General features: G+C 63.0%; 21 protein-coding genes and 1 pseudogene. 4 read left to right on the forward strand and 18 right to left on the reverse strand.

Features of this window, described 5'->3' with window-relative positions; all coding sequences use genetic code 11:
- Positions 1-90: 90 nt before the first annotated feature.
- Genes phnX through AC07FD_RS07580 form a run of 3 tightly spaced genes read right to left on the reverse strand, consistent with a single transcriptional unit; the run spans position 91 to position 2,062 of the window.
- Positions 91-906: a phosphonoacetaldehyde hydrolase gene (gene phnX / locus AC07FD_RS07570; protein WP_478349335.1), complete on the reverse strand. Its 816-nt coding sequence runs from the start codon at positions 904-906 to the stop codon at positions 91-93.
- Positions 903-1,355, reverse strand: coding sequence for an FAD-dependent oxidoreductase (locus AC07FD_RS07575; protein WP_478349336.1), 453 nt, complete (start codon positions 1,353-1,355; stop codon positions 903-905). The genes phnX and AC07FD_RS07575 overlap by 4 nt, the downstream gene beginning before the upstream one ends.
- Positions 1,355-2,062, reverse strand: coding sequence for an FAD-dependent oxidoreductase (locus AC07FD_RS07580; RefSeq protein WP_478349337.1), 708 nt, complete (start codon positions 2,060-2,062; stop codon positions 1,355-1,357). Before AC07FD_RS07580 ends, AC07FD_RS07575 begins: the two co-directional genes overlap by 1 nt.
- A gap of 201 nt (positions 2,063-2,263) precedes the next feature.
- On the opposite strand from AC07FD_RS07580, the gene AC07FD_RS07585 reads away from it, so the two are divergent.
- On the forward strand, positions 2,264-3,448 hold the full coding sequence (locus tag AC07FD_RS07585) for an amino acid aminotransferase (RefSeq protein ID WP_478349338.1): 1,185 nt from the start codon (positions 2,264-2,266) through the stop codon (positions 3,446-3,448).
- A gap of 89 nt (positions 3,449-3,537) precedes the next feature.
- Positions 3,538-4,362: a nucleoside triphosphate pyrophosphohydrolase gene (gene mazG / locus AC07FD_RS07590; RefSeq protein WP_478349339.1), complete on the forward strand. Its 825-nt coding sequence runs from the start codon at positions 3,538-3,540 to the stop codon at positions 4,360-4,362.
- Between the two features lie 6 nt (positions 4,363-4,368).
- On the opposite strand, the gene hflX is transcribed toward mazG, so the two are convergent.
- The 8 genes from hflX to dusB all read right to left on the reverse strand — a co-directional run bounded on the left by hflX (position 4,369) and on the right by dusB (position 14,507).
- Positions 4,369-5,760 carry a GTPase HflX gene (gene hflX / locus AC07FD_RS07595; RefSeq protein WP_478349340.1) on the reverse strand — a complete coding sequence of 464 codons (1,392 nt, stop codon included), beginning with the start codon at positions 5,758-5,760 and terminating at the stop codon, positions 4,369-4,371.
- Positions 5,761-6,006 (reverse strand): RNA chaperone Hfq, encoded by a 246-nt coding sequence (hfq, locus tag AC07FD_RS07600; RefSeq protein ID WP_478349341.1) that lies wholly within the window; start codon positions 6,004-6,006, stop codon positions 5,761-5,763. It lies immediately after the preceding gene.
- A 145-nt stretch (positions 6,007-6,151) separates the two neighbouring features.
- Positions 6,152-7,015, reverse strand: a complete 864-nt coding sequence (locus AC07FD_RS07605; RefSeq protein WP_478349342.1) for a D-amino-acid transaminase — start codon at positions 7,013-7,015, stop codon at positions 6,152-6,154.
- 101 nt (positions 7,016-7,116) lie between these two features.
- The gene (gene ntrX, locus AC07FD_RS07610) at positions 7,117-8,478 is read right to left on the reverse strand and encodes a nitrogen assimilation response regulator NtrX (RefSeq protein WP_095091615.1); all 1,362 of its coding nucleotides are present in this window, start codon (positions 8,476-8,478) and stop codon (positions 7,117-7,119) included.
- Complete coding sequence (locus tag AC07FD_RS07615) at positions 8,468-10,753, reverse strand: sensor histidine kinase NtrY-like (protein WP_477419374.1); 2,286 nt, start codon at positions 10,751-10,753, stop codon at positions 8,468-8,470. Before AC07FD_RS07615 ends, ntrX begins: the two co-directional genes overlap by 11 nt.
- 129 nt (positions 10,754-10,882) lie before the next feature.
- Complete coding sequence (gene ntrC, locus AC07FD_RS07620; RefSeq protein WP_095091616.1) at positions 10,883-12,343, reverse strand: nitrogen regulation protein NR(I); 1,461 nt, start codon at positions 12,341-12,343, stop codon at positions 10,883-10,885.
- Positions 12,340-13,482, reverse strand: coding sequence for a two-component system sensor histidine kinase NtrB (locus AC07FD_RS07625; RefSeq protein ID WP_477308122.1), 1,143 nt, complete (start codon positions 13,480-13,482; stop codon positions 12,340-12,342). Before AC07FD_RS07625 ends, ntrC begins: the two co-directional genes overlap by 4 nt.
- Positions 13,479-14,507 carry a tRNA dihydrouridine synthase DusB gene (gene dusB, locus AC07FD_RS07630; protein ID WP_478349343.1) on the reverse strand — a complete coding sequence of 343 codons (1,029 nt, stop codon included), beginning with the start codon at positions 14,505-14,507 and terminating at the stop codon, positions 13,479-13,481. Before dusB ends, AC07FD_RS07625 begins: the two co-directional genes overlap by 4 nt.
- A gap of 232 nt (positions 14,508-14,739) precedes the next feature.
- Here dusB and AC07FD_RS07635 point away from each other — a divergent pair, with 232 nt between their 5' ends.
- Complete coding sequence (locus tag AC07FD_RS07635) at positions 14,740-15,963, forward strand: bifunctional 2-C-methyl-D-erythritol 4-phosphate cytidylyltransferase/2-C-methyl-D-erythritol 2,4-cyclodiphosphate synthase (protein ID WP_478349344.1); 1,224 nt, start codon at positions 14,740-14,742, stop codon at positions 15,961-15,963.
- Positions 15,960-16,448, forward strand: a complete 489-nt coding sequence (locus tag AC07FD_RS07640; protein WP_478349345.1) for a CinA family protein — start codon at positions 15,960-15,962, stop codon at positions 16,446-16,448. The genes AC07FD_RS07635 and AC07FD_RS07640 overlap by 4 nt, the downstream gene beginning before the upstream one ends.
- A gap of 71 nt (positions 16,449-16,519) precedes the next feature.
- Here the strand turns inward: AC07FD_RS07640 and AC07FD_RS07645 are convergent, their stop codons facing one another.
- The 7 genes and pseudogenes from AC07FD_RS07645 to AC07FD_RS07675 form a co-directional block, all read right to left on the reverse strand.
- Complete coding sequence (locus AC07FD_RS07645) at positions 16,520-16,978, reverse strand: type II toxin-antitoxin system RatA family toxin (protein ID WP_478349346.1); 459 nt, start codon at positions 16,976-16,978, stop codon at positions 16,520-16,522.
- Between the two features lie 113 nt (positions 16,979-17,091).
- The gene (gene lipA / locus AC07FD_RS07650) at positions 17,092-18,057 is read right to left on the reverse strand and encodes a lipoyl synthase (protein ID WP_478349352.1); all 966 of its coding nucleotides are present in this window, start codon (positions 18,055-18,057) and stop codon (positions 17,092-17,094) included.
- 138 nt (positions 18,058-18,195) lie between these two features.
- On the reverse strand, positions 18,196-18,453 hold the full coding sequence (locus AC07FD_RS07655) for a GlsB/YeaQ/YmgE family stress response membrane protein (RefSeq protein ID WP_095091622.1): 258 nt from the start codon (positions 18,451-18,453) through the stop codon (positions 18,196-18,198).
- Positions 18,454-18,543: 90 nt separating this feature from the next.
- Complete coding sequence (lpdA, locus tag AC07FD_RS07660; protein ID WP_478349347.1) at positions 18,544-19,989, reverse strand: dihydrolipoyl dehydrogenase; 1,446 nt, start codon at positions 19,987-19,989, stop codon at positions 18,544-18,546.
- Between the two features lie 15 nt (positions 19,990-20,004).
- A pseudogene (locus AC07FD_RS07665) lies at positions 20,005-20,642 on the reverse strand (SGNH/GDSL hydrolase family protein).
- Positions 20,639-21,061, reverse strand: coding sequence for a hypothetical protein (locus AC07FD_RS07670; protein WP_478349348.1), 423 nt, complete (start codon positions 21,059-21,061; stop codon positions 20,639-20,641). Before AC07FD_RS07670 ends, AC07FD_RS07665 begins: the two are co-directional and overlap by 4 nt.
- Before the next feature lie 14 nt (positions 21,062-21,075).
- On the reverse strand, positions 21,076-21,196 hold a 121-nt coding region (locus AC07FD_RS07675), incomplete at its 5' end, for a 2-oxo acid dehydrogenase subunit E2 (RefSeq protein WP_478349353.1).

Here is a 21,196-nt window from a genome sequence, read left to right on the forward strand (position 1 = left end):
ACCGCCCTCGCCTCGCCGGCAAAACCGGGCAATCCCCGCGATACCGGCGCAGGGTGCTGCAAAGCATGTGGCACTCGGCCGAGTGAACGATCAGGGCCTTTCGCCGCGCCGCAGCTTGCCTTCAATCGCGGCAATCACGGGCAGCAGATCGGCGACGCCCTTGACGACGAAATGCGCGCCGGCGGCCGTGAGCTTGGCCGATGCCTCGGCCCGTTTCATCCTGAACACATCCGCAGGCATAGCCTGCGTCTCCGCCAGCGTGTGACCAAAGACATTGCCGGTCACCGCCACGCCGACGGTCCACGCGCCCGCATTGATCCCCTCGCCGATACCGACCTCGGTGTCATCGACCTTGACACACAGCCACGGCGGATAGACGCCGAGTTCGGTCAGCGCTTTCCAGAGCATGAACGGCGTCGGCCTGCCGTCGGGCGTATCGCCGGTGCAGACCAGGCAATCCGGCGAAAAGCCCTGCGCGGCGGCAACCGGCAGGATCTCCGCCATGATGTCGCGCGTGTAGCCGGTTGTCGTGCCGATCTTGAGGCCGCGCTTCCGCAGCGCCTTGACCACGTCGACAACACCGGGAATGACATCCGAGAATCGCGCCGCCACAGCCCTGTTCCTCGGCACGAATACGTCATAGATGGCGTCGATGTCGGCATTCGTCGGCGCATGACCGTGCTGCTCCGTCCAGGCGGCGGCGATCCTGGGCTGTGCCAGCAGTGCTGCGATGTGCGGGCGCTTGGCCATTCCCATCGGCCCCCTCGCCTCATCGACGCTGATCGCCACGCCGAATTCGGCGAAGGCCTCGACAAAGACACCCATCGGCGCCAGCGAACCGTGATCGACGACGGTGCCGGCCCAGTCGAGGACGACGGCGCGAAGCAAACCGTGGGTGGGCATCATGCGATCTTCCTGGCGTCGGCCGTGGTTGAACCGAAAAGCTCGTCGACCACCTCTTCAGCGATCGCGAACGAGGTGCTGGCGCCGGTGCCGCTGGTGATCATGACCAGCCGCACGCCCTCCCGCGGCGCGTCGGCGAACATTGTTTGGCCGGTTGCCGAGGCATAGATGCCGGTCCAGCGTTCCAGCACGGGCGGCGGCGGGCCACCAAAGACGGCGCTGAACTCCTCAAGGATGAGGTCGTCGACACGCCCCGAGGCGAACGGATCGGGCGTTGTCGCATAGTGGTGTGAATCGCCCACCACGAGCGTGCCATCGGCACTCTGGACGACGATCAGATGAACGCCATTGTCGAGCGCGTCGCCTTGCTCCACTTCCAGCCGGCTTCGCAAAGCGGCGGCTTCTGGCAAAGCGGCGTAACCGCTGTAACGCGCCAGCCCAAGATCCGACATCACCGCTGCCGGCAACCGGAAGCCGGGATCGGCAAGGCGCGCATCATCTGCAATTTGCAGCGGGTGACGCCGTATCGCGCGATGCGATCGGGGTAAAGCGTGGCCAGGTCGTCGCCCGGGCAGACGATCACCTTGTCGGCGAAAACCGGACCCCGGCTTGTCTCGATATCGGGCGGCTCGATCGACCGCACCGCCGTCTCGCGCCGGAATTCGACGCCATGCTTTTCGGCGAGGAAAGTTGCCAGTTGCGGGATGGCCTGGCGCGACTCGACGCGCACATCGTGAGGGCTCCACAGGCCGCCGGCAAAATTCCGGCCCGCCAGTTCGGGATGTTCGCGGCGAAGCGCATCGGGTTCGAGCAGCAGGCAACCCTCGCCCATCTCGGTTTGAAGAAACGCCTCAACCACCGAGAGCGCTTCCAGACGGCGCGCGACGACGACCAAGCCGCGCTGGATGACTTTGATGCCGGCGGGCGCGGCCAGTTCCAGCCAGATGTCGCGAGATCGCATGGCACGGCGCCATACCTGGCCGCGTTCCTGACCACTGACCGTAACAAAGCCGAAATTACGCACTGAAGCGCCGTTGGCCTGAGCGTCGCGGTCTATGACGACGACGCTGAGACCGCGACGGACGGCGGCGAGCGCATGGGCGAGGCCGACAATGCCGGCGCCAACGATGGCGAGGTCGAATTTTTCTTGCCGGCTCATCGTTATCTCACACCATCATTCTCAGGCTTCGTGCTGGAAAGGCTATTCAGACTACGCCGATGTGACAGTAGCGTGTAGGTCCTGATGGCCTTGTCGTCTCGGACAACGTCCATGCACAGCCACGCCGAGGCGGCAGGAAAAGCTCTGGCGAAATACATTCGATTTGCGTATCACTCCGCCGCGTCAACGGAACCTTTGCCAATGTTCGAAGATCTGCAGCCCGCCCCCGCCGACAAGATCCTTGCCCTGATCGGCCTCTATCGCGCCGATCCGCGTCCCGACAAGGTCGATCTCGGTGTCGGCGTCTACAAGGATCGCGATGGCAAGACGCCGGTCATGCGCGCCGTGCGCGAGGCCGAAAAGCGCCTGCTGCAGGGCCAGGACACCAAGACCTATCTCGGCCTGGCCGGCGATGTCGGCTTCAACGCGGTGATGGCCAAGCTTGCCTTCGGCCCAGGCGCCGACATGACGCGCATCCGCGCCGCACAGGCGCCCGGCGGGTCCGGTGCGCTGCGGCTGGTGGCGGAATTGCTGAAGCGGGCACGTTCAGACGCGACAGTCTGGCTTTCGGACCCGACCTGGCCGAACCACATGCCGGTGATGCGCGCCGCTGGCCTGCAGATCCGCGAATACCCCTATTTCGATGCGGCTTCGGGTGCCGTTCGCTTCGACGACATGCTGGCAGCGCTGCGGACGGCAAACAGCGGTGACGTGGTGCTGCTGCATGGCTGCTGCCACAATCCGACCGGCGCTAATCTGGACAGCGCCCAATGGGCCGCCGTTGTCGATCTGGTGGTCGAGCGCGGCCTGCTGCCGTTTGTCGACATCGCCTATCAGGGCTTTGGCGATGGCCTTGAGGCCGATGCTCTCGGCTTGCGCCTGCTGGCCGCGAAGGTTCCGGAAATGGTCGTCGCGTCGAGTTGCTCGAAGAACTTCGCCGTCTACCGCGACCGCGTCGGCGCCGCGATGATCCTGGCCAAGGACGGCGCACAGGCCGATCTGGCGATGGGTCAAATGCTATCGGCGGCGCGCGCCATGTATTCGATGCCGCCGGATCACGGTGCTGCCGCTGTGCGCATCGTGCTGGAAGACGCCGCGCTGCGTGCGGACTGGGAGGCCGAACTCGAGGAGATGCGGCTGCGCATGCTCAGGCTTCGGGTGCAGTTCGCCGAGGCGCTGCGCCGGCAGTCCAATTCCGACCGTTTCGATTTTGTTGCCAGCCACCGCGGCATGTTCTCCCGCCTTGGCCTCACGGAAGCACAGGTCGAGCGGCTGCGCGCCGAGCACGGCATCTACATGGTCGGCGACAGCCGCATCAACGTCGCCGGTCTGCCCGAGGACGGGATGGACGAACTCGCCAAGGCGATCGTTTCCGTTCTTGATTGACAGGCCGGGTACCCAGCAACTGTGGACAAGGCCCCCTCGCCGGCTGACAACGTTGGCCGCGCGAGTGGCCGCGCGGTAGCATCGGTCGCATGACGCCATCGAAAGACATTTCGCGCCTGATCGAGATCATGGCGGCGCTGCGCGCGCCGAAAACCGGTTGTCCATGGGACATCGAGCAGGATTTCTCGACCATCGCGCCCTATACGATCGAGGAGGCCTATGAGGTGGCGGATGCCATCGCGCGCGGTGACCTCGACGATCTGCGCGACGAACTCGGCGACCTTCTGCTGCAGGTCGTCTACCATGCGCAAATGGCCGAGGAGGCCGGTGAATTCGCTTTCGGCGATGTGGTCCGGGCTATCACGACGAAGATGATCCGTCGCCATCCGCATGTCTTCGGCGACGAGGAGGCCCGCAGCGCCGGCATGGCCAAGGGCATGTGGGAAAAGATCAAGGCCGAGGAAAAGGCGGAAAAACGAGGCCACCGCCTCGCCCGCGGTCTCGACCCCGAGGACAATGGCAAGGGGTTTCTGGACAGTGTTCCGGTCAACCTGCCCGCACTGACGCGAGCGCTGAAACTGCAGGAGAAGGCCGCCCGCGTCGGCTTCGACTGGAGCGAGGCAGCGCCTATCCTCGACAAGATCGAGGAAGAGATTGGCGAGTTGCGCGAGGCGCTGGCCAAGGGCGACACCGCATCGATCAAGGACGAGTTCGGCGACATGCTGTTTGCCGTCGTCAATCTCGGCAGGCACCTCAAGCTCGATTCGGAAGCCGCGCTGAGCGGCACCAATGAGAAGTTCCGCTCACGCTTCCACTATGTCGAGCAGGCGCTGGATCAAGCCGGCAACACGCTGAAAAAGGCAACCCTGGCCGAGATGGAAGCGCTCTGGCAGGAAGCAAAAACCGCGAAGTAAGCGAGGTTACCCTTTGGTTTTGGCGCGTAATCTGCTTTCGATCTCTTCGCGGGCGCTTTGCGTCGCCTTGAGCGAGATGGTGGCGCTGCCGTTGTCATTGTCGGTTCGCGAAACGACGTCGCCATTGCGGTAAAGCCAGTCGACAAGACCGAACTGTGCCGGCTCGATCGTCACCGTCAGGTCTTCGAGTTCGCCCGCCATGCGCGTTTCGATGATCGCCTTCAGCGCATCGATGCCCTCGCCGGTCACTGCCGACACCGCGACCGGCGGCGCCTTGCTGGCGTCGGTGCCATCGGCAAGCAGCCGGTTCCTGTTGCCTTCGTCGAGCCTGTCGATCTTGTTCCACACTTCGATGACCCGCTTGGCGTCGCCGGCATCGACACCGAGGTCGGCCAGGATGCGCTCGACATCCTCGGCCTGTGCGGCTGTATCGGGATCGGAAATGTCGCGCAGGTGGATGACGAGGTCGGCCTCGACCACCTCTTCCAGGGTGGCGCGGAAAGCGGCGATCAAATGCGTCGGCAAGTCCGAGATGAAACCGACCGTGTCCGAAAGGATGATCGGCGTGCCATGCGGCAGGCGCACGCGGCGCAGCGTCGGGTCGAGGGTGGCGAACAGCATGTCCTGAGCCAGCACGCCGGCTCCGGTCAGCCTGTTGAACAAGGTCGACTTGCCGGCATTGGTGTAGCCGACGATCGCCACCACCGGAAACGGCACCTTCTTGCGCTTGGCGCGGTGCAGGTCGCGGGTGCGGCGCACGGTTTCCAGTTCGTGCTTCAGCTTGATGATCTTGTCCTGAAGGACGCGCCGATCCGATTCGATCTGCGTTTCACCGGGACCGCCGAGGAAGCCGGCGCCGCCGCGCTGGCGCTCGAGGTGGGTCCAGCTGCGCACGAGACGGCCCTTTTGGTAATTGAGATGGGCGAGTTCGACCTGCAGCGTACCTTCCTTGGTGCGCGCGCGCTCGCCAAATATCTCAAGGATCAACCCGGTGCGGTCCAGCACCTTGGCATTCAGTTCCTTTTCGAGATTGCGCTGCTGCACCGGCGTCAGCGGATGGTCGACGATGACCACTTCCGCATGACCCTCTTTGACGATTTCGGCGAACTCGGCGACTTTGCCGCTGCCGAGCAACGTGGCTGGGCGCGGATCGTTGACGGTCACCACCGCCGTGTGGATCAGATCAAGGTTGATGGCGCGGGCAAGGCCGACGGCCTCGTCATGACGAGCGTCAGCCGAACGCGTCAGCCGCGGACGGTTGGTATCGTCGTCACCGCGCGGCTGGCGGGTAAGCACCGGCACGATGACAACGGCCCGGGTCGGGCCCTTGGCTTCCGTCCCGGGATGATGTGCTGGTTTTCCGCGAACTGGTGCGTCCGCGTCTTTCTCACGTGCCAATCAGGCGCCCTGGCTTTCCTCGCCATCGAACATTTGAACCGGCTGGCTCGGCATGATCGTGGAAATGGCGTGCTTGTAGACGAGCTGTGAATGACCGTCGCGGCGCAGCACGACACAGAAATTGTCGAACGAAGTGACCACGCCGGTCAGCTTCACGCCGTTGATGAGGAAGATGGTGAGCGGGTTCTTGCTCTTGCGAACTGAATTCAGGAACAGGTCCTGAAGGTTTTGCGATCGTTCCGCCATTGTTCTTGTCTTTCGCCGATCCCCTTCGGTTTGCAAGCCAATGCGCCAAATTAACGGGCACATGTCAAGCGCGCAAACACCGTCTTGTCGTCAGTAACGACAAGCAGAACGAGATAAATTGATGTTCATTCCACCTGTGCGGTTATCAGGCTGGACTTTTTTCCGCAATGTCAAAAAAGGCCTGACGCAAGGAAAGTGTTACTGAGCCGGGGTGTCCATTGGCAACCGGATCGCCGTCGATGGCCACCACCGGCATGGCAATTGTCGTCGCGGAACTGATGAACGCCTCACGCGCCGCCTTGGCCTCGGCGACGGAAAAAACACGTTCCTCGATCTTCAAGCCGAGGCTGGCCGCCACCTCGAACATGGTCGTGCGGGTGATGCCGCGCAGGATGCCATGCTCGGCCGGCCTGGTGACCAGAACGCCATCCCTGGTGACGATCCAGGCGTTCGACGAGCCGCCTTCCTTGACCATGCCGTCGCTGTCGACGAACCATGCCTCCTGCGAGCCCGCTTCCTTGGCCTTCTGCTTGGCCAGCACGTTGGGCAGCAGTCCGACGCTCTTGATATCGACCCGGTCCCAGCGATTCTCCGGCACGGTGATGACCGCAATGCCGGTTTCGGCCCGTTTTGCTCCGGCGGCAGGATCGGCTTTCCTGGCTGTGACCACCAGGGACGGCCTGGTGTCCGCCGACGGAAAGACAAAGTCGCGGCTGGCGACGCCACGCGTGACCTGGACATAGACCAGGCCATTGGCAACATCATTGCGGTTGACCACCTCGCGCAGGATGAGCGGCAAGACACCGCGCGTGACCGGCCAGGCGATCGACAGTTCGGTCAGCGAGCGGTTCAGCCGGGCCAGATGGCGCGGCATGTCGACGATGAAGCCACGCGCCACCTCGCAGACCTCGTAGACACCATCGGCGAACTGATAGCCGCGGTCCTCGATATGCACGGAAGCGTCCGCATGAGCGACATAGCGCCCGTTGACATAGGCAATGCGCGGCATTGGCGACCTCTGGATAACTCTCGGGCTTTCTTATGCGATTCCGCCGCTGCCGTAACCGGCAAATGGTTGGCCCAAGCGCGGCCGATCGGACGTCGCGCCTGTCAGACGCCCAGCGACTTCAGCTTGCGGTGCAAAGCGGATCGCTCCATGCCGATGAACTCGGCGGTTTTCGAGATGTTGCCGCCAAAGCGGTTGATCTGGGCGATCAGATAGTCCTTCTCGAACTGTTCGCGCGCCTCGCGCAGCGGCAGCGCCATGATGTGCTGGTCGGATTGATTCGGCGTGCGCGGCATGACATCGCCGATCTCGGACGGCAACAGGTCGGCGGTGATCGGCGCATCGACGTCATCGCCGCGCGCCAGGATCATCAGGCGCTCGACATTGTTACGCAACTGGCGGACGTTGCCCGGCCAGTTGTGCGCCTGGAGCACGGCCAGCGCGTCATCGCCGATACGGCGCGGCTTGATGCCGGCCTGACGGGCGATCTGCTTCATGAAATTGTCGACGAGGTAGGGAATGTCCTCGCGCCGCTCGGCCAGTCCCGGCACCATGACCGGAACCACCGCCAGGCGATGATAAAGATCCTCGCGGAAACGCCCGTCGGCAATCATCGCTTCGAGGTTCTGCGAAGTCGAAGAAATGATGCGAACGTCGACCTTGACCCGCTTGGTGCCGCCTACCCGCTCGAACTGCTGCTCGACCAGCACGCGCAGGATCTTGTTCTGCGTCTCGCGCGGCATGTCGGCCACTTCGTCGATGTAGAGGATTCCGCGATGCGCCTCCTCAAGCGCGCCGACCTTGCGTTCGACACCGTTCGATTCGGTGCCGAACAGCTCGATCTCCATGCGCTCGGGCGTGATGTTGGCGGCGCTCAGCGTCACGAACGGCGCGCCCTTGCGCGCCGACAGCGTGTGGATGGCGCGCGCGGCCAGTTCCTTGCCCGAGCCTGAGGGGCCGATAATCATGACGCGGCTGTTGGTCGGCGCGACGCGCTCGATGGTCTGGCGCAGCTGGCTCATCGCCGACGACATGCCGATCAGATCGAAGGTTTCGCCGCTGCGCAGCTTGAGGTCGGAAACCTCGCGCCGCAATTTCGAGGTTTCGAGCGCGCGCTCGGCAATGAGGATCAGCCTGTCGGCCTTGAACGGCTTTTCGATGAAGTCATAGGCGCCGCGACGAATGGCGGAGACTGCCGTTTCGATGTTGCCGTGACCGGAGATCATCACCACCGGCAAGGTCGGGTGCATCGTCTTGATCTCGTCGAGCAGCGCTAGGCCGTCCAGACGCGAGCCCTGCAGCCATATGTCGAGGAAAATCAGCCGCGGCGCCCGGTCGGCGATCGCCGCCAATGCGCTGTCGGCATCGAATGCCGTGCGGGTTTCGTGACCTTCGTCGCTCAGGATGCCTGCGACGAGTTCACGGATGTCTTCCTCGTCATCGACGATGAGAATATCAGACGCCATTACCGACCTTTTCAGTTTCTCGTTCGTTTTCCGTCCTGCTTTCGCCACGCGGAGGGGCGACCGCCACAGGCGGCAAGATGATGCTGATCATCGCGCCGCGCCCGCCGTGGAAATCCGCGGGCGCATCATGAAGTTCCAGCCTGCCACCATGGTCCTCCACGATCTTCTTGACGATAGCGAGACCGAGCCCGGTGCCCTTCTCGCGTGTGGTCATATAGGGCTCGAGCAGCCGTTGGCGATTCTCGCGCGGCAGCCCCTTGCCATTGTCGATGACGTCGATGCGAATCGCGCCATTCTGGCGGCCGGCTTGAATCCGGATTATGCCGTGCGAACCATCCTTCTGTTCCAGCCCATCGATCGCTTCGGCGGCGTTCTTGATCACATTGCCGAAAGCCTGCGCCATCAGCCGGCTGTCGAACGTGCCCTTGAGCGGCTCGCTGCCGAATACCCGTTCGAAGGTGATGTCGGCGCGGCTGACCTCGACCAGGAACGAGGCCTCGCGCAGCGATTCGCGCAGGTCGATGGCCTTCATTTCGGGCTTCGGCATGCGGGCGAACGCCGAGAACTCGTCGACCATGCGGCCGATGTCCTCGACCTGCCGGATGATGGTGTCGGTGCATTGGTCGAAAACCTCGCGGTCCTCGGTGATGACCTTGCCGTAGCGGCGCTTGATGCGCTCCGCCGACAGCTGGATCGGCGTCAGCGGGTTCTTGATCTCATGCGCGATGCGCCGCGCCACGTCGGCCCAGGCGGAGGAGCGCTGCGCCTGAACCAGATCGGTGATGTCGTCGACCGTCACGACATAGGATTTTTCCTCCGCGCCGTCGTCGCCGGCCTCGATGGTGATCTGCACGTTGAAGGTCCGCTCGGCACCGGCGCGATAGAAAGTGACCTGTTCGCGGTAGACCGGTTTGCCGGACTTGCGGCCGATCTCGAAGACGCGGCCGACATGCGGCAGCACGGCGGAGAGGTTCTGTCCAAGTGCCGCGTTGGCGGATATGGCCAGCATCGCCTCGGCCGAGCGGTTGACGATGGTGACGATGCCATAGGGGTCGACGCCGATGACGCCGGCGGTGACACCGGCAAGCACCGCTTCAGAGAAACGGCGCCGTTCGTCGATCAGGTCCTTGGCGGACAGGATCTCGTTGCGCTGTGATTTCAGTTCGAGAAGCATCTTGTTGAACGTGTCGCCGAGCGAGGCGACATCGCCGTCCGATGGCCTGACGGGAACCGCGACGTCGAGATTGCCGGTCGCCACCTCGTCGGCGGCGCCGATAAGTTGGCGAATCGGCCGCACCAGGCGATCGGCAACAGCAATGCCGGTCCAGATCGCGGACAGGATGATGATCAGCGTCAGCGACAGATAGGGCAGCGCGAACGCCACCTGCGACGTGCGCCTGTTATCTTCCAGCCCGCGATATTCGTCGGTGTTGGATCTGACGATCTGCCGCGCCTTGATCACTTCGGGATCGACGAGGCGAATGGTGTAGAGATAGAGCCCATCGATCTCGCGCAGCTTGACGATGGCGCCCATGATGTTGCGCGTTTTCGGCTCTATCAGCACCGGCTTGCCGTCGGAGGCACTGGCCACGGCGCCTTCCGGCGGCTCGGGCATGGCGAAATCGGTGTCGGTCTTGGCGCTCATGACGAACGAGCCGTCGGGTTTGATCAGCGCTGCATGGGCCAGCGACCGGCCCACGGCTTCCTTGTTCATCAGGTCGAGAAAGCCAGTCCGATCAAGGCCATAGAGCGTCCTTGACGCGTCGAGATCATAGGCCATCGACAGCGTCGTGCCCTGGAGGTTGCGGGCGTTTTCCTGGACATAGGCATCGGCGATCGACAATGACGAATTGACGATCGTCTTGGTGCGGATTTCGAACCAGCGGTCGAGGCCGATGTCGAGCGTGATCGAGGCGATGATCGCCACCATGATGGCGGGAATTGCGGCGACCAGGGCAAACATGGCGACGATGCGCACATGCAGCCGCGAGGCCGCCTTGCCGTGTCGGCGCGCCATCAGGATGCGGTGCACTTCGCGTCCGACCAGCGCGATGAGGAACAGGACGAATATGGCATTGAGGGCGATCAATGCGAGCGTCGTCGACTCGTTGGGCGTAATCGGCGTGGCGCCGACGAGGATGGTGAACGAGATCGCCGCCGTCACCAGCGCGCCGCCGACCGCGACCACACCGGGCAGCGCAAGCAGCCTGCGCCCGTCGCGTGCGCCGGGTTCGCTGAAAAGCGGTTGGTTGAGTGTCGGTGCCTGCGGAGCCATGTCGCCGTCTAGAGCCATCATTGCGTCGGATGTATGCAACGCATTGTGGCGATTATGCAACAAGTGTGACCGAGACGGAAATCTTTCGCGAGATGGTCCCCTGAAAAGAGCCCGGGCTCGGATCAGTGCTCAGGGCTGTCGTGATGATTTGTAGACGTTGACGCCGAGGTCGCGAATCTTCTTGCGCAGCGTGTTGCGGTTCAAGCCCAGCAGTTCGGCGGCCTTGATCTGGTTGCCGCGGGTTGCCGTCATCGAGGCCAGGACCAGCGGATATTCGACCTCGGACAGAATGCGCTGGTAGAGACCGGCAGGCGGCAAATCGCCGGCGAACGAGGCGAAATAACGCTGCAGGAAATGCTCGACCGCCTGGCCGATCGACAGGTCGTCGGGAATGAGGTTGCCGCCGCCCGGCACCACCGGACGCTCGCCGGTCTTGAGTTCCGCCTCGATGATCTCGGCCGAGATCTCGTCCTGCGAATAGAGCGCGGCGAGCCTGCGGACGAGGTTTTCCAGTTCGCGCACATTGCCCGGCCAGGGGTAGCGCTTCATCAGTTCGATGCCGCCCGACGAAATGCGCTTGGTCTGCAGGCCTTCCATCTCGCCGAGCTTGAAGAAGTGCCGGACGAGGTCGGGCACGTCCTCGGAGCGCTCGCGCAGCGCCGGCAGCCTGAGCGGCACGACGTTGAGGCGATAGAAAAGATCCTCGCGGAAAAGCCCCTGGTTGATCAGCGTGCGCAGATCCTTGTTGGTGGCGGCGACGATGCGCACATCGGTCTTGATCGGCGTGCGTCCGCCGACGGTCGTGTACTCACCCTGCTGCAGGACGCGCAGCAGGCGCGTCTGCGCTTCCATCGGCATGTCGCCGATCTCGTCGAGGAACAGCGTGCCGCCTTCGGCCTGTTCGAAGCGACCGGTGGAGCGGTTCTGGGCGCCGGTGAAGGCGCCCTTCTCGTGGCCGAACAGTTCCGACTCGATCAGGTCACGCGGGATCGCCGCCATGTTGATGGCGACGAACGGGCCGCCGCGGCGGCGGCCATACTCATGCAGCGCACGCGCCACCAGCTCCTTGCCGGTGCCGGATTCGCCAGAAATCATCACCGTCAGGTCGGTCTGCATCATGCGCGCCAGCATGCGGTAGATGTCCTGCATGGCCGCCGAGCGGCCGACCAGCGGCATCGCGTCAGGTTGCTCTTCCGGCCGCGCATCGATCTTCGGCCGCCGCGGCTCGGAAAGCGCCCGGTTGACGATGTTGAGCAGTTCGGTCAGGTCGAATGGCTTCGGCAGATATTCATAAGCGCCGGTTTCGGATGCACGGATCGCCGTCATGAAGGTGTTCTGGGCGCTCATGACGATAACGGGCAGCTCCGGCCGCGCCTTCTTGATGCGCGGCAGCATGTCGAAGGCGTTCTCGTCCGGCATCACCACATCGGTGATGACCAGATCGCCCTCGCCCGCCGCCACCCAGCGCCACAATGTCGAAGCGTTGGAAGTGACGCGCACCTCGTGACCGACGCGCGAAAGCGCCTGGTTGAGGACGGTGCGGATCGCCGCATCGTCGTCGGCGACGAGAATATTGCCGCGAACGGTCATTTGCGATCTCCTTCACCGTCTTCGTCGGCGCCGTATGGCACTTCTTTCCAGGCCGGCATCAGGATGCGGAATGTGGTCCCGCGCGGCGTCGATTCGCATTCGATGATGCCGCCATGCTCGCCGACGATCTTGGCGACTAGCGCCAGCCCCAGCCCCGAGCCGTTCGGCTTGGTGGTGATGAAGGGATCGAACAGGATCGGCAGGATATCTTCCGAGACGCCGGAGCCATTGTCGCGCACGCAGAATTCCAGCGGCAGCGATACGCGATCCTGCGTGCCCGGAACGGAAACACGGATGCCCGGCCGGAAGGCCGTCGACAGCACGATCTCGCCCTGCGGGTCACTGCCGATCGCCTCGGCGGCGTTCTTGACCAGGTTGAGGAACACCTGGATGAGCTGGTCGCGGTTGGCAAACACCGGAGGCAACGAAGGATCATAATCCTCCATTATCTTGATTCTCTTGGCAAAACCGTTCTTGGCAATCGCCTTCACATGGTCGAGAACGACGTGGATGTTGACGGGGTAGCGATCGATCGGCCGCTCGTCGGAAAACACCTCCATGCGGTCGACCAGCGACACGATGCGGTCGGTCTCGTCAGTAATCAGCCGCGTCAGCGCGCGGTCCTCGTCGGAGGCCGACAGTTCGAGCAGCTGGGCAGCACCGCGGATGCCGGAGAGCGGGTTCTTGATCTCGTGGGCAAGCATCGCCGCCAGGCCGGTCACCGAGCGCGCGGCGCCGCGGTGCGTCATCTGCCGGTCGATCTTGTCGGCCATCGACCGCTCCTGGAACATCACCACGACAGAGCCCGGAAATTCCGACACCGGCGCGACATAGAGATCGACGACCTTCTCGATGCCGAGGCGCGGCGACGATACGTCGACCCGGTACTCGTTGACCGGAGCCCGACGCTCGCGCACCTGATCGACCAGCGTCAGCAAAGGGCTGCCGAAAGGAATGAGTTTCGACAGCGTGTTGCGCGCCAGCATCGTCGCGCTCGAGCGGAAGAAGTCTTCCGCGTCGGCATTGGCGAAGGTGATGAACCCTGCCTCGCTGATCATGATCACAGGGCGGCGGATGGTGTTCAGCACGATCTGGGCGGCATCCGCCATTTCAACACCCTGGCCAGCGGCGGCGATCATGCGGCGCTCCGCAGGTTCGACGGTTGCGCATCGTGCGAAAACACATCGCGCAGCATGGCGATGACGCGCGCGGGCTCGAATGCGGTCAGTATGGCCTTTCGGCTGTCGTCAGCCATGCCGCCGGCATGACGGTCGAGATACCAGCCAAGATGCTTGCGCGCCTGGCGCAGGCCACTTTCGACGCCATAGAGCGCCAGCATGTCCTCGTAGTGGGCCACGACATAGTCGGACAGCGCCATCCGGTTCTGCGGCACCTTGGCCGCTGCCTCGCCCGTCGCGGCCGCCGCGATGCTGCCAGCGATCCAAGGCGCACCGTAATGCGCGCGGCCGATCATCACGGCATCGGCACCTGACTGGTCGAGAATGGCAGCCGCTTCCGACGGCGAAGAAACATCGCCATTGGCGACGACCGGGATCGACACCGCTTCCTTGACGCGGGCGATGGCGCGCCAGTCGGCCTTGCCCTTATAGAATTGGCAGCGCGTGCGGCCGTGCACCGTCACCATCCTGACACCGGCCTGTTCGGCGCGGCGCGCCAGCATCGGGGCGTTGAGTGCGCCTTCGTCCCAGCCCAACCGCATCTTGACCGTGACCGGCACCTTGACCGCGCCGACCACGGCGTCGATCAGCGACAGCGCGTGGTCGAGATCCAGCATCAATGCCGAGCCGGCATAGCCACCGGTAACCTTCTTGGCCGGGCAACCCATGTTGATGTCGATGATGTCGGCGCCCTCGCCAGCAGCGATCCGCGCGCCTTCCGCCATGTTCGCCGCCTCGCGGCCGGCAAGCTGCACCATGTGAACCGGCAGGCCAGAATGACGAATGCGCAGGTCGCAACCGGCCCTGCCCTTGGCAAGCTCGCCGCTGGCGACCATTTCGGATACGACAAGACCGGCGCCATGGGCATGGGCGCGCTGCCGGAACGCCTCATCGGTGATGCCCGACATCGGCGCCAGGAACACGCGATTGCGAATTTGCACGCCGCCGACGTCGAGTGGCGCGGCCAATTTGGTCAAATCAGGCATGCACAAAAACCAAGCATATTAGTTCGTTGCACATTCTCTAGCCAGAACCGGCGCAATGTGCAACGCGGAATGACGCCACATTAAGGCGCAATTGGGAAAAATGCTGGCCTTCTGAATTGGCGCCAGACGCCCCTTGGAAGGCGCAAAGGACGCCTTGGAAGTTCATATTTGGCGCACGATCTTTTCCGAAAACCGATTACACTTTTCGGGATCGTGCGCTAAGCCAATCTGCATGACTGACGCAAGTGAAAATTCGAGTGACGATGGCAAGGTCGCCGTGGTGATCGTCGCCGCCGGCCGCGGCGCTCGCGCCGGGCAGGCCAACGGACCCAAGCAGTATCAAAGTATTGGCGGCCACGCCGTCATCGCCCACACGATTGAGATTTTCCTGGCCCACCCGCGGACCAGCGAAGTTGTTGTCGCCATTCATGCCGACGACCACGAGTTGTTCCAGCAGGCGGCAGGCGCCAACGCCGAGCGGGTCATCGCCATCATGGGCGGGGCGACTAGGCAGGCTTCGGTGCGGCTCGGACTACTCGCACTGAGAGGCCACGCGCCGGGCCGGGTTCTGATCCACGACGCCGTCCGCCCGTTTGTCGATGCGGAGTTGATCGATCGGACCATCGACGCCATCGGCCAGCGCGAGGGCGCGCTGCCCGCCCTGCCCGTCGCCGATACGCTGAAGCGCGAGTCGGCCGCCGGCGTCGTCGGAGAAACCGTTTCCCGCAACGGACTTCACGCCGCGCAGACGCCACAGGGCTTTCCGTTCTGGCCCATTCTTGCCGCGCACGAGAAAGCCCATCACCTGGGAAAAATGGACTTCACCGACGACGCCGCGATCGCCGAATGGGCGCATATTCCGGTAAAGATCGTTCCGGGTTCACCGGACAATGTCAAACTCACCTGGGCACGGGATATTGCAATGGCGGACCAGCGGCTTTCCGGCGAACGTGCGCGCTTCCCCGACATCAGAACCGGCAATGGCTACGACGTGCACGCCTTCGAACCTGGCGACCACGTCACCCTGTGCGGCGTAGCCATCCCGCATGACAAGAAACTTTCGGGCCACTCCGACGCCGATGTCGGCCTGCATGCCTTGACCGATGCGCTGCTGGCGACCTGTGGCGCCGGCGACATCGGCACGCATTTCCCGCCGTCCGATCCGCAGTGGAAAGGCGCTGCATCGCGTATCTTCGTCGAACATGCGGCAAAGCTGGTGCGCGAGCGCGGCGGCCGCATCGCCAACGCCGACATCACGCTAATCTGCGAGGCGCCGCGCGTCGGCCCGCATCGCGAGGCGATGACGGCGGCCCTGTCACAGATGCTGGCAATTTCCCCTGATCGCATCTCGATCAAGGCGACAACCAACGAAAAGCTCGGCTTTGTCGGCCGCGAGGAAGGCATAGCGGCCATCGCCACCGCCAGCGTGGTGTTTCCCGGGGAGGTGCCGGAATGACCAACAACGAGCTGGCAAACGCGCTGCTTCAGGCCTGCCAGCAGCGCGGCATCATGCTGGCAACGGCGGAAAGCTGCACCGGCGGCATGATCATCTCCGCGCTCACCGACATTGCCGGCTCGTCCGCCGTGGTCGATCGCGGCTTCATCACCTATTCGAACGAAGCGAAGATGGACATGCTCGGTGTTTCCCTCGCCACGCTTGAGGAGCATGGCGCGGTTTCACGCGAGACGGCAATCGAAATGGCAAAGGGCGCTCTCGCCCGTTCGCGCGCCAAACTGACGCTGGCGGTCACCGGCATTGCCGGCCCCGGCGGCGGCTCGGCGCAAAAGCCTGTCGGCCTGGTCTGGTTCGGCGTCGGCCTGGACGGCCAGGCCGTGACCGCAGAGCGCCAACTGTTTGCCGACAATGGTCGCGATTTTATCCGCCGTGAAACAGTTGGGCATGCGCTGGAACTGGGACTGCGTGCGCTTGGCCAGCGTTAAAGCGCGACGCGCTTAAAGTCTTTGCATTTATGCCTGTCGTCGTTTCGCTGCGCACTTTTGGGCGACATGCATCAGGCCGACGATGCAACACCGTAAATGACGTCGGCGCGCTTCTCGAAAGCCTCGGCGAACATGCGGAAGGCGCGATCGAACATGGTGCCCATCACCGCGCCCAGAATGCGGCTCTTGAATTCATAATCGATGAAGAAGCGGACAATACAGTCGCCGCCATCGGGTTCGAAGCGCCAGACATTGCTTAGATATTTGAACGGGCCATCGATGTATTTCACATCGATGGTGTTCTCGTCGGGTTTCAGCAGCACCTGCGTGGTGAAGGTTTCGCGGATCGCCTTGTAGCCGATGCTCATGTCGGCGACGAGAACGGTGCGTCCGTCACGCTCCTTGCGCGAGCGCACCGTCAGCGCTTCGCAAAGCGGCAGGAACTGCGGATAGGCCTCGATATCGGCAACCAGTGCGAACATCTGTTGCGGCGTATGGGCAACCCGGCGGGTGGCTTCGAATTTCGGCATGAACCGGCCCTAAAGCGCGTTGCGTTGAAACGGATTCATGCGACGCGCTTTAGATTCCTTGTTTTTATGCATGTCGTTCTCCCAAAACCGAGGTCACTTTTGGGCGACATGCATTAGAGCGATTTCTTGAGAAGCGCTTCCCGCGCCGCACGCAGCCTAGCGAAATCGTCGCCGGCGTGGTGCGAAGAGCGCGTCAGCGGGCTCGACGCCACCAGCAGAAAACCCTTGGTCCGGCCGATCGTCTCGAAGGATTTGAACTCCTCCGGGGTGACGAAGCGGATCACCGGATGGTGCTTCTTGGACGGCTGCAGATACTGGCCGATGGTCATGAAGTCGACATTGGCCGAGCGCAGATCGTCCATCAATTGCAGGATTTCGTTCCGCTCTTCGCCCAGGCCCACCATGATGCCGGACTTGGTGAAGATCGACGGGTCGAGTTCCTTGACCCGCTGCAACAGCCGGATTGAATGGAAATAGCGGGCGCCCGGACGAACCGTCAGATAGTTCGACGGCACGGTCTCGAGATTGTGGTTGAAGACGTCGGGCTTGGCCGCCACGACGACCTCCAGTGCGCCTTCCTTACGCAGGAAATCGGGCGTCAGGATTTCGATCGTCGTCAACGGCGTGGCCGCCCTGATGGCGCGGATGACCTCGGCAAAATGCTGCGCACCGCCATCGGCGAGATCATCGCGGTCGACCGAGGTGATGACCACATGGGTCAGGCCCATCTGCTTGACCGCGTGCGCGACGCGGGCCGGTTCATCGGGATCGAGTGCGGTCGGGATGCCAGTGGCGACGTTGCAGAAGGCGCAGGCGCGTGTGCAGATCTCGCCCATGATCATGAAGGTGGCGTGCTTCTTCTCCCAGCACTCACCGATGTTGGGGCAGCCGGCCTCTTCGCAGACGGTCACCAGCTTGTGCGACTTCACGATCTCGCGGGTCTCGGCATAGCCCTTCGAGACCGGCGCCTTGACGCGGATCCAGTCGGGCTTGCGCAGCACGTCCTGATCGGGCTTGTGCGCCTTTTCCGGGTGCCGCAAGCGCGGTGCGTTGGCAATCGTATCGAGGACAGTGACCATCTGGAAACCTGGTTTGTTCGCGACAGCCAGTCCGGCTTTCGCTGTCATAACGTCATCTAAGACTTTTCAACTCAAAGAAAAAGGCCGCCGCAGTGCATGCCGCGGCATCCCTTTTCGCATAGCAGTTGTTCAACGATGTTAACGGCGTACCAGGCGTCCGACCCAGATCAGCAGGCAGGCGCCGATAAAGCCGGTGATCAGATAGGCCGTCCAGCCGATGCCGAAGACACCGACGTTGAGCGCCTGCAGGATGGCGTTCAGCACGATCGCACCGACGATGCCCAAAACAATGTTCATGAAGATGCCGGTGTTGCTCTTCATGACCATTTCGGCGAGCCAGCCTGCCAGGCCGCCGATAATGATTGCTGCTATCCAGCCGACGCCATTCAAGTGCATATGCGCTCTCCTTGTGTGATGGGTGAAAATGCATCCGCAAACGAACATCCTTGCCGCCGGGTTCCATCGACTACCCGCGGGCCCGATTTATCACGCGTTGAGCGCCCGGCCATAGGCGTCGAGCACGCTTTCTTTCATCATTTCCGAGAGCGTCGGATGCGGGAAGATGGTGTGCATCAGTTCTTCCTCGGTCGTCTCCAGGTTCATCGCCACGACAAAGCCCTGGATCAGTTCGGTCACCTCGGCGCCAACCATATGCGCGCCGAGCAGCTGACCTGTCTTCTTGTCGAAGATGGTCTTCACGAAGCCCTGGTCCTCGCCAAGCGCGATGGCCTTGCCGTTGGCGGCGAACTGGAACCGTCCGACTCGGATATCCCAGCCCTCGGCCTTGGCCTTGGCCTCCGTCAGGCCGACGGAGGCGACCTGCGGATTGCAGTAGGTGCAGCCCGGAATCTTGAGCTTGTCGGTGGCATGCACGCCGGGAAAGTTGGCAATCTTTTCGACGCACACCACGCCCTCGTGCTCTGCCTTGTGGGCAAGCATCGGCGGGCCGGCGACATCGCCGATGGCATAAATGCCGGGCACATTGGTCTTGCCGTAGCCGTCGATGACAATACAGCCCCGGTCAGTCTTCACGCCCAGCGCCTCAAGCCCGAGGTTTTCGATGTTGCCCTGCACGCCGACGGCCGAGATCATGCGGTCGGCGGTGATCTTCTCGACTTTGCCGTCCTTCATCTCGACATGCGCGGTGACCGAGTTCGCGCCCTTCTCGACCTTGGTTACCTTGGCCTCGAGAATGATCTTCATGCCTTGCTTCTCGAACTGCTTTTGCGCGAATTTCGAGACTTCGGCGTCCTCGACCGGCATCACCGCAGGCAGGAGTTCGACAACCGTCACTTCGGCGCCCATGGTGCGGTAGAAGGAGGCGAATTCGATGCCGATGGCGCCTGAACCCATGACCAGCAGCGATTTCGGCATCTCCTTCGGCACCATGGCTTCGAAGTAGGTCCAGATGAGCTTGCCATCCGGCTCGATGCCGGGCAGCGCGCGCGGCCGGGCGCCGGTCGCCAGAATGATGTGCTTGGCGGTGTAGGTGCCCTCGCCCTTGACGCCCTTCGGCACCGGCGGCTGCGGCTCCATCGGCGTCTTGGCCGTCTTGGACACGACGATCTCACCTGGCTTCGAGAGCTTGGCTTCGCCCCAGATCACGTCGACCTTGTTCTTCTTCATCAGAAAGGCAACGCCGCCATTGAGCCGCAGCGAGACTTTTCGCGAACGGTCGACCACGGCAGCCGTGTCGACGCTGACCTTGCCGTCGAGCTTCAGCCCGTAATCCTTCAGGTGATCTGAATAGTGCATGATCTCGGCCGAGCGCAGCAGCGCCTTGGTCGGAATGCAGCCCCAGTTGAGGCAGATGCCGCCGAGATGCTCGCGCTCCACGATTGCCGTCTTGAAGCCAAGCTGGGCGGAACGCACCGCCGTGACATAGCCGCCCGGGCCGGAGCCGATGATGATGACGTCGTAGTTCTCAGCCACGATTTTCTCCTTGATTCACGATTCCAGCATGCCGCGCACGAGGGGCGCTAACGCCTCGCCGATGTTGCGCGTGTTTTCGTATCGAGGTGGACGCCGTCGAGCGGTGTACATTTAGCGACGCTCGCTGCATCAAAAAAGCCGCAGCCCATCTCGTTGGCGGCGGTTTGATAAAAGCCGGCGAGCTTGGGCGACTCGATTGCACCCGTTCCCAACATTTCGGCGTAGTCCGCCTTGCGGGTTTCCACGATATGCGGCGGCGCAACCAGAATAATCCTGGGGGCGGCACCGCCGAATGGATAGGCGTGCCCCCGCACAATTTCGACGAGGCGTCGCATGCCATAGGACGCTATGACTGCGCTGCCATGAATCGACGGCTTCATGTCGTTGGAGCCAAGCATGATGACGATCAGATCGATCGGCGAATGCGTGCTCAGGATCGTCGGCAAAATCCGGGCGCCGTTTCGGTCCGCGCCCGACAAGAAGTCGTCATAGGCCGTGGTGCGGCCGCCCAGTCCCTCGGCAATGACGTGGAAGCTTGGTCCGAGCGCTCTCGCCAGTGTGGTTGGCCACTGGTCTTCATGTTCATGTCGGCTCAAAGTCTCCGGGTTGTGTCCCCAGGTCAGCGAATCGCCGTAGCACAGAACTGTCTTCATGCACCCACACCCACCTGTGCCTTGATCAAACCGCGTCTCACCCGCCAGCTCACGAACAGCCAGTGAAGAATAATCGTCACCAGCCCCGGCAGGCCAAAGCCGACCACCATGGGAATGTCCTTCTTCACCACCGCGGCACCGCTGTCGGCGTAGAGGACTAGCGCGACCAGCAGGGCAAGCAACACCGCAAACACGATCAGCAGCCACTTGCCCGTCCTGGCCACCGCCGCGACCGGATCCGTCATGAACTGCGCCACGAAGAAGACGAAGGTAACCATGAAGGTCACCAGCACCGAGAACATGAAAACGAGGATGTATTCTTCCTCGGCGCCAGTGGCGATGGCCAACCACTGCGCGACCAGCCCGCCGGCCAAACCGGAAAGAATGAAAGCGAAAAGGCTGGTGAAGAATGTCCGCACCGCCCTTTCCCTTCCTAGACCAGCATGCCCATCGGGTTCTCGATCAGGCGTTTGAAGGCAACCAGCAATTCGGCCCCCAGCGCCCCATCAACGGCGCGATGGTCGGTCGACAGCGTCACCGACATCACGGTGGCG

It is taken from the genome of Mesorhizobium waitakense, assembly GCF_056431085.1.

Bases quoted from the DNA above. Each gene is read 5' to 3' on its own strand.
- AC07FD_RS07640 (WP_478349345.1), top strand. From the start codon at position 15,960: ATGACCAACAACGAGCTGGCAAACGCGCTGCTTCAGGCCTGCCAGCAG.
- AC07FD_RS07575 (WP_478349336.1), bottom strand. From the start codon at position 1,355: ATGTCGGATCTTGGGCTGGCGCGTTACAGCGGTTACGCCGCTTTGCCA.
- AC07FD_RS07615 (WP_477419374.1), bottom strand. From the start codon at position 10,753: ATGGCTCCGCAGGCACCGACACTCAACCAACCGCTTTTCAGCGAACCC.
- ntrX (WP_095091615.1), bottom strand. From the start codon at position 8,478: ATGGCGTCTGATATTCTCATCGTCGATGACGAGGAAGACATCCGTGAA.
- hfq (WP_478349341.1), bottom strand. From the start codon at position 6,006: ATGGCGGAACGATCGCAAAACCTTCAGGACCTGTTCCTGAATTCAGTT.
- mazG (WP_478349339.1), top strand. From the start codon at position 3,538: ATGACGCCATCGAAAGACATTTCGCGCCTGATCGAGATCATGGCGGCG.
- AC07FD_RS07605 (WP_478349342.1), bottom strand. From the start codon at position 7,015: ATGCCGCGCATTGCCTATGTCAACGGGCGCTATGTCGCTCATGCGGAC.
- AC07FD_RS07645 (WP_478349346.1), bottom strand. From the start codon at position 16,978: ATGCCGAAATTCGAAGCCACCCGCCGGGTTGCCCATACGCCGCAACAG.
- ntrC (WP_095091616.1), bottom strand. From the start codon at position 12,343: ATGACCGTTCGCGGCAATATTCTCGTCGCCGACGACGATGCGGCGATC.
- dusB (WP_478349343.1), bottom strand. From the start codon at position 14,507: ATGCCTGATTTGACCAAATTGGCCGCGCCACTCGACGTCGGCGGCGTG.
- phnX (WP_478349335.1), bottom strand. From the start codon at position 906: ATGATGCCCACCCACGGTTTGCTTCGCGCCGTCGTCCTCGACTGGGCC.
- AC07FD_RS07655 (WP_095091622.1), bottom strand. From the start codon at position 18,453: ATGCACTTGAATGGCGTCGGCTGGATAGCAGCAATCATTATCGGCGGC.
- AC07FD_RS07585 (WP_478349338.1), top strand. From the start codon at position 2,264: ATGTTCGAAGATCTGCAGCCCGCCCCCGCCGACAAGATCCTTGCCCTG.
- lipA (WP_478349352.1), bottom strand. From the start codon at position 18,057: ATGGTCACTGTCCTCGATACGATTGCCAACGCACCGCGCTTGCGGCAC.
- AC07FD_RS07625 (WP_477308122.1), bottom strand. From the start codon at position 13,482: ATGATCGCCGCCGCTGGCCAGGGTGTTGAAATGGCGGATGCCGCCCAG.
- AC07FD_RS07635 (WP_478349344.1), top strand. From the start codon at position 14,740: ATGACTGACGCAAGTGAAAATTCGAGTGACGATGGCAAGGTCGCCGTG.
- AC07FD_RS07580 (WP_478349337.1), bottom strand. From the start codon at position 2,062: ATGAGCCGGCAAGAAAAATTCGACCTCGCCATCGTTGGCGCCGGCATT.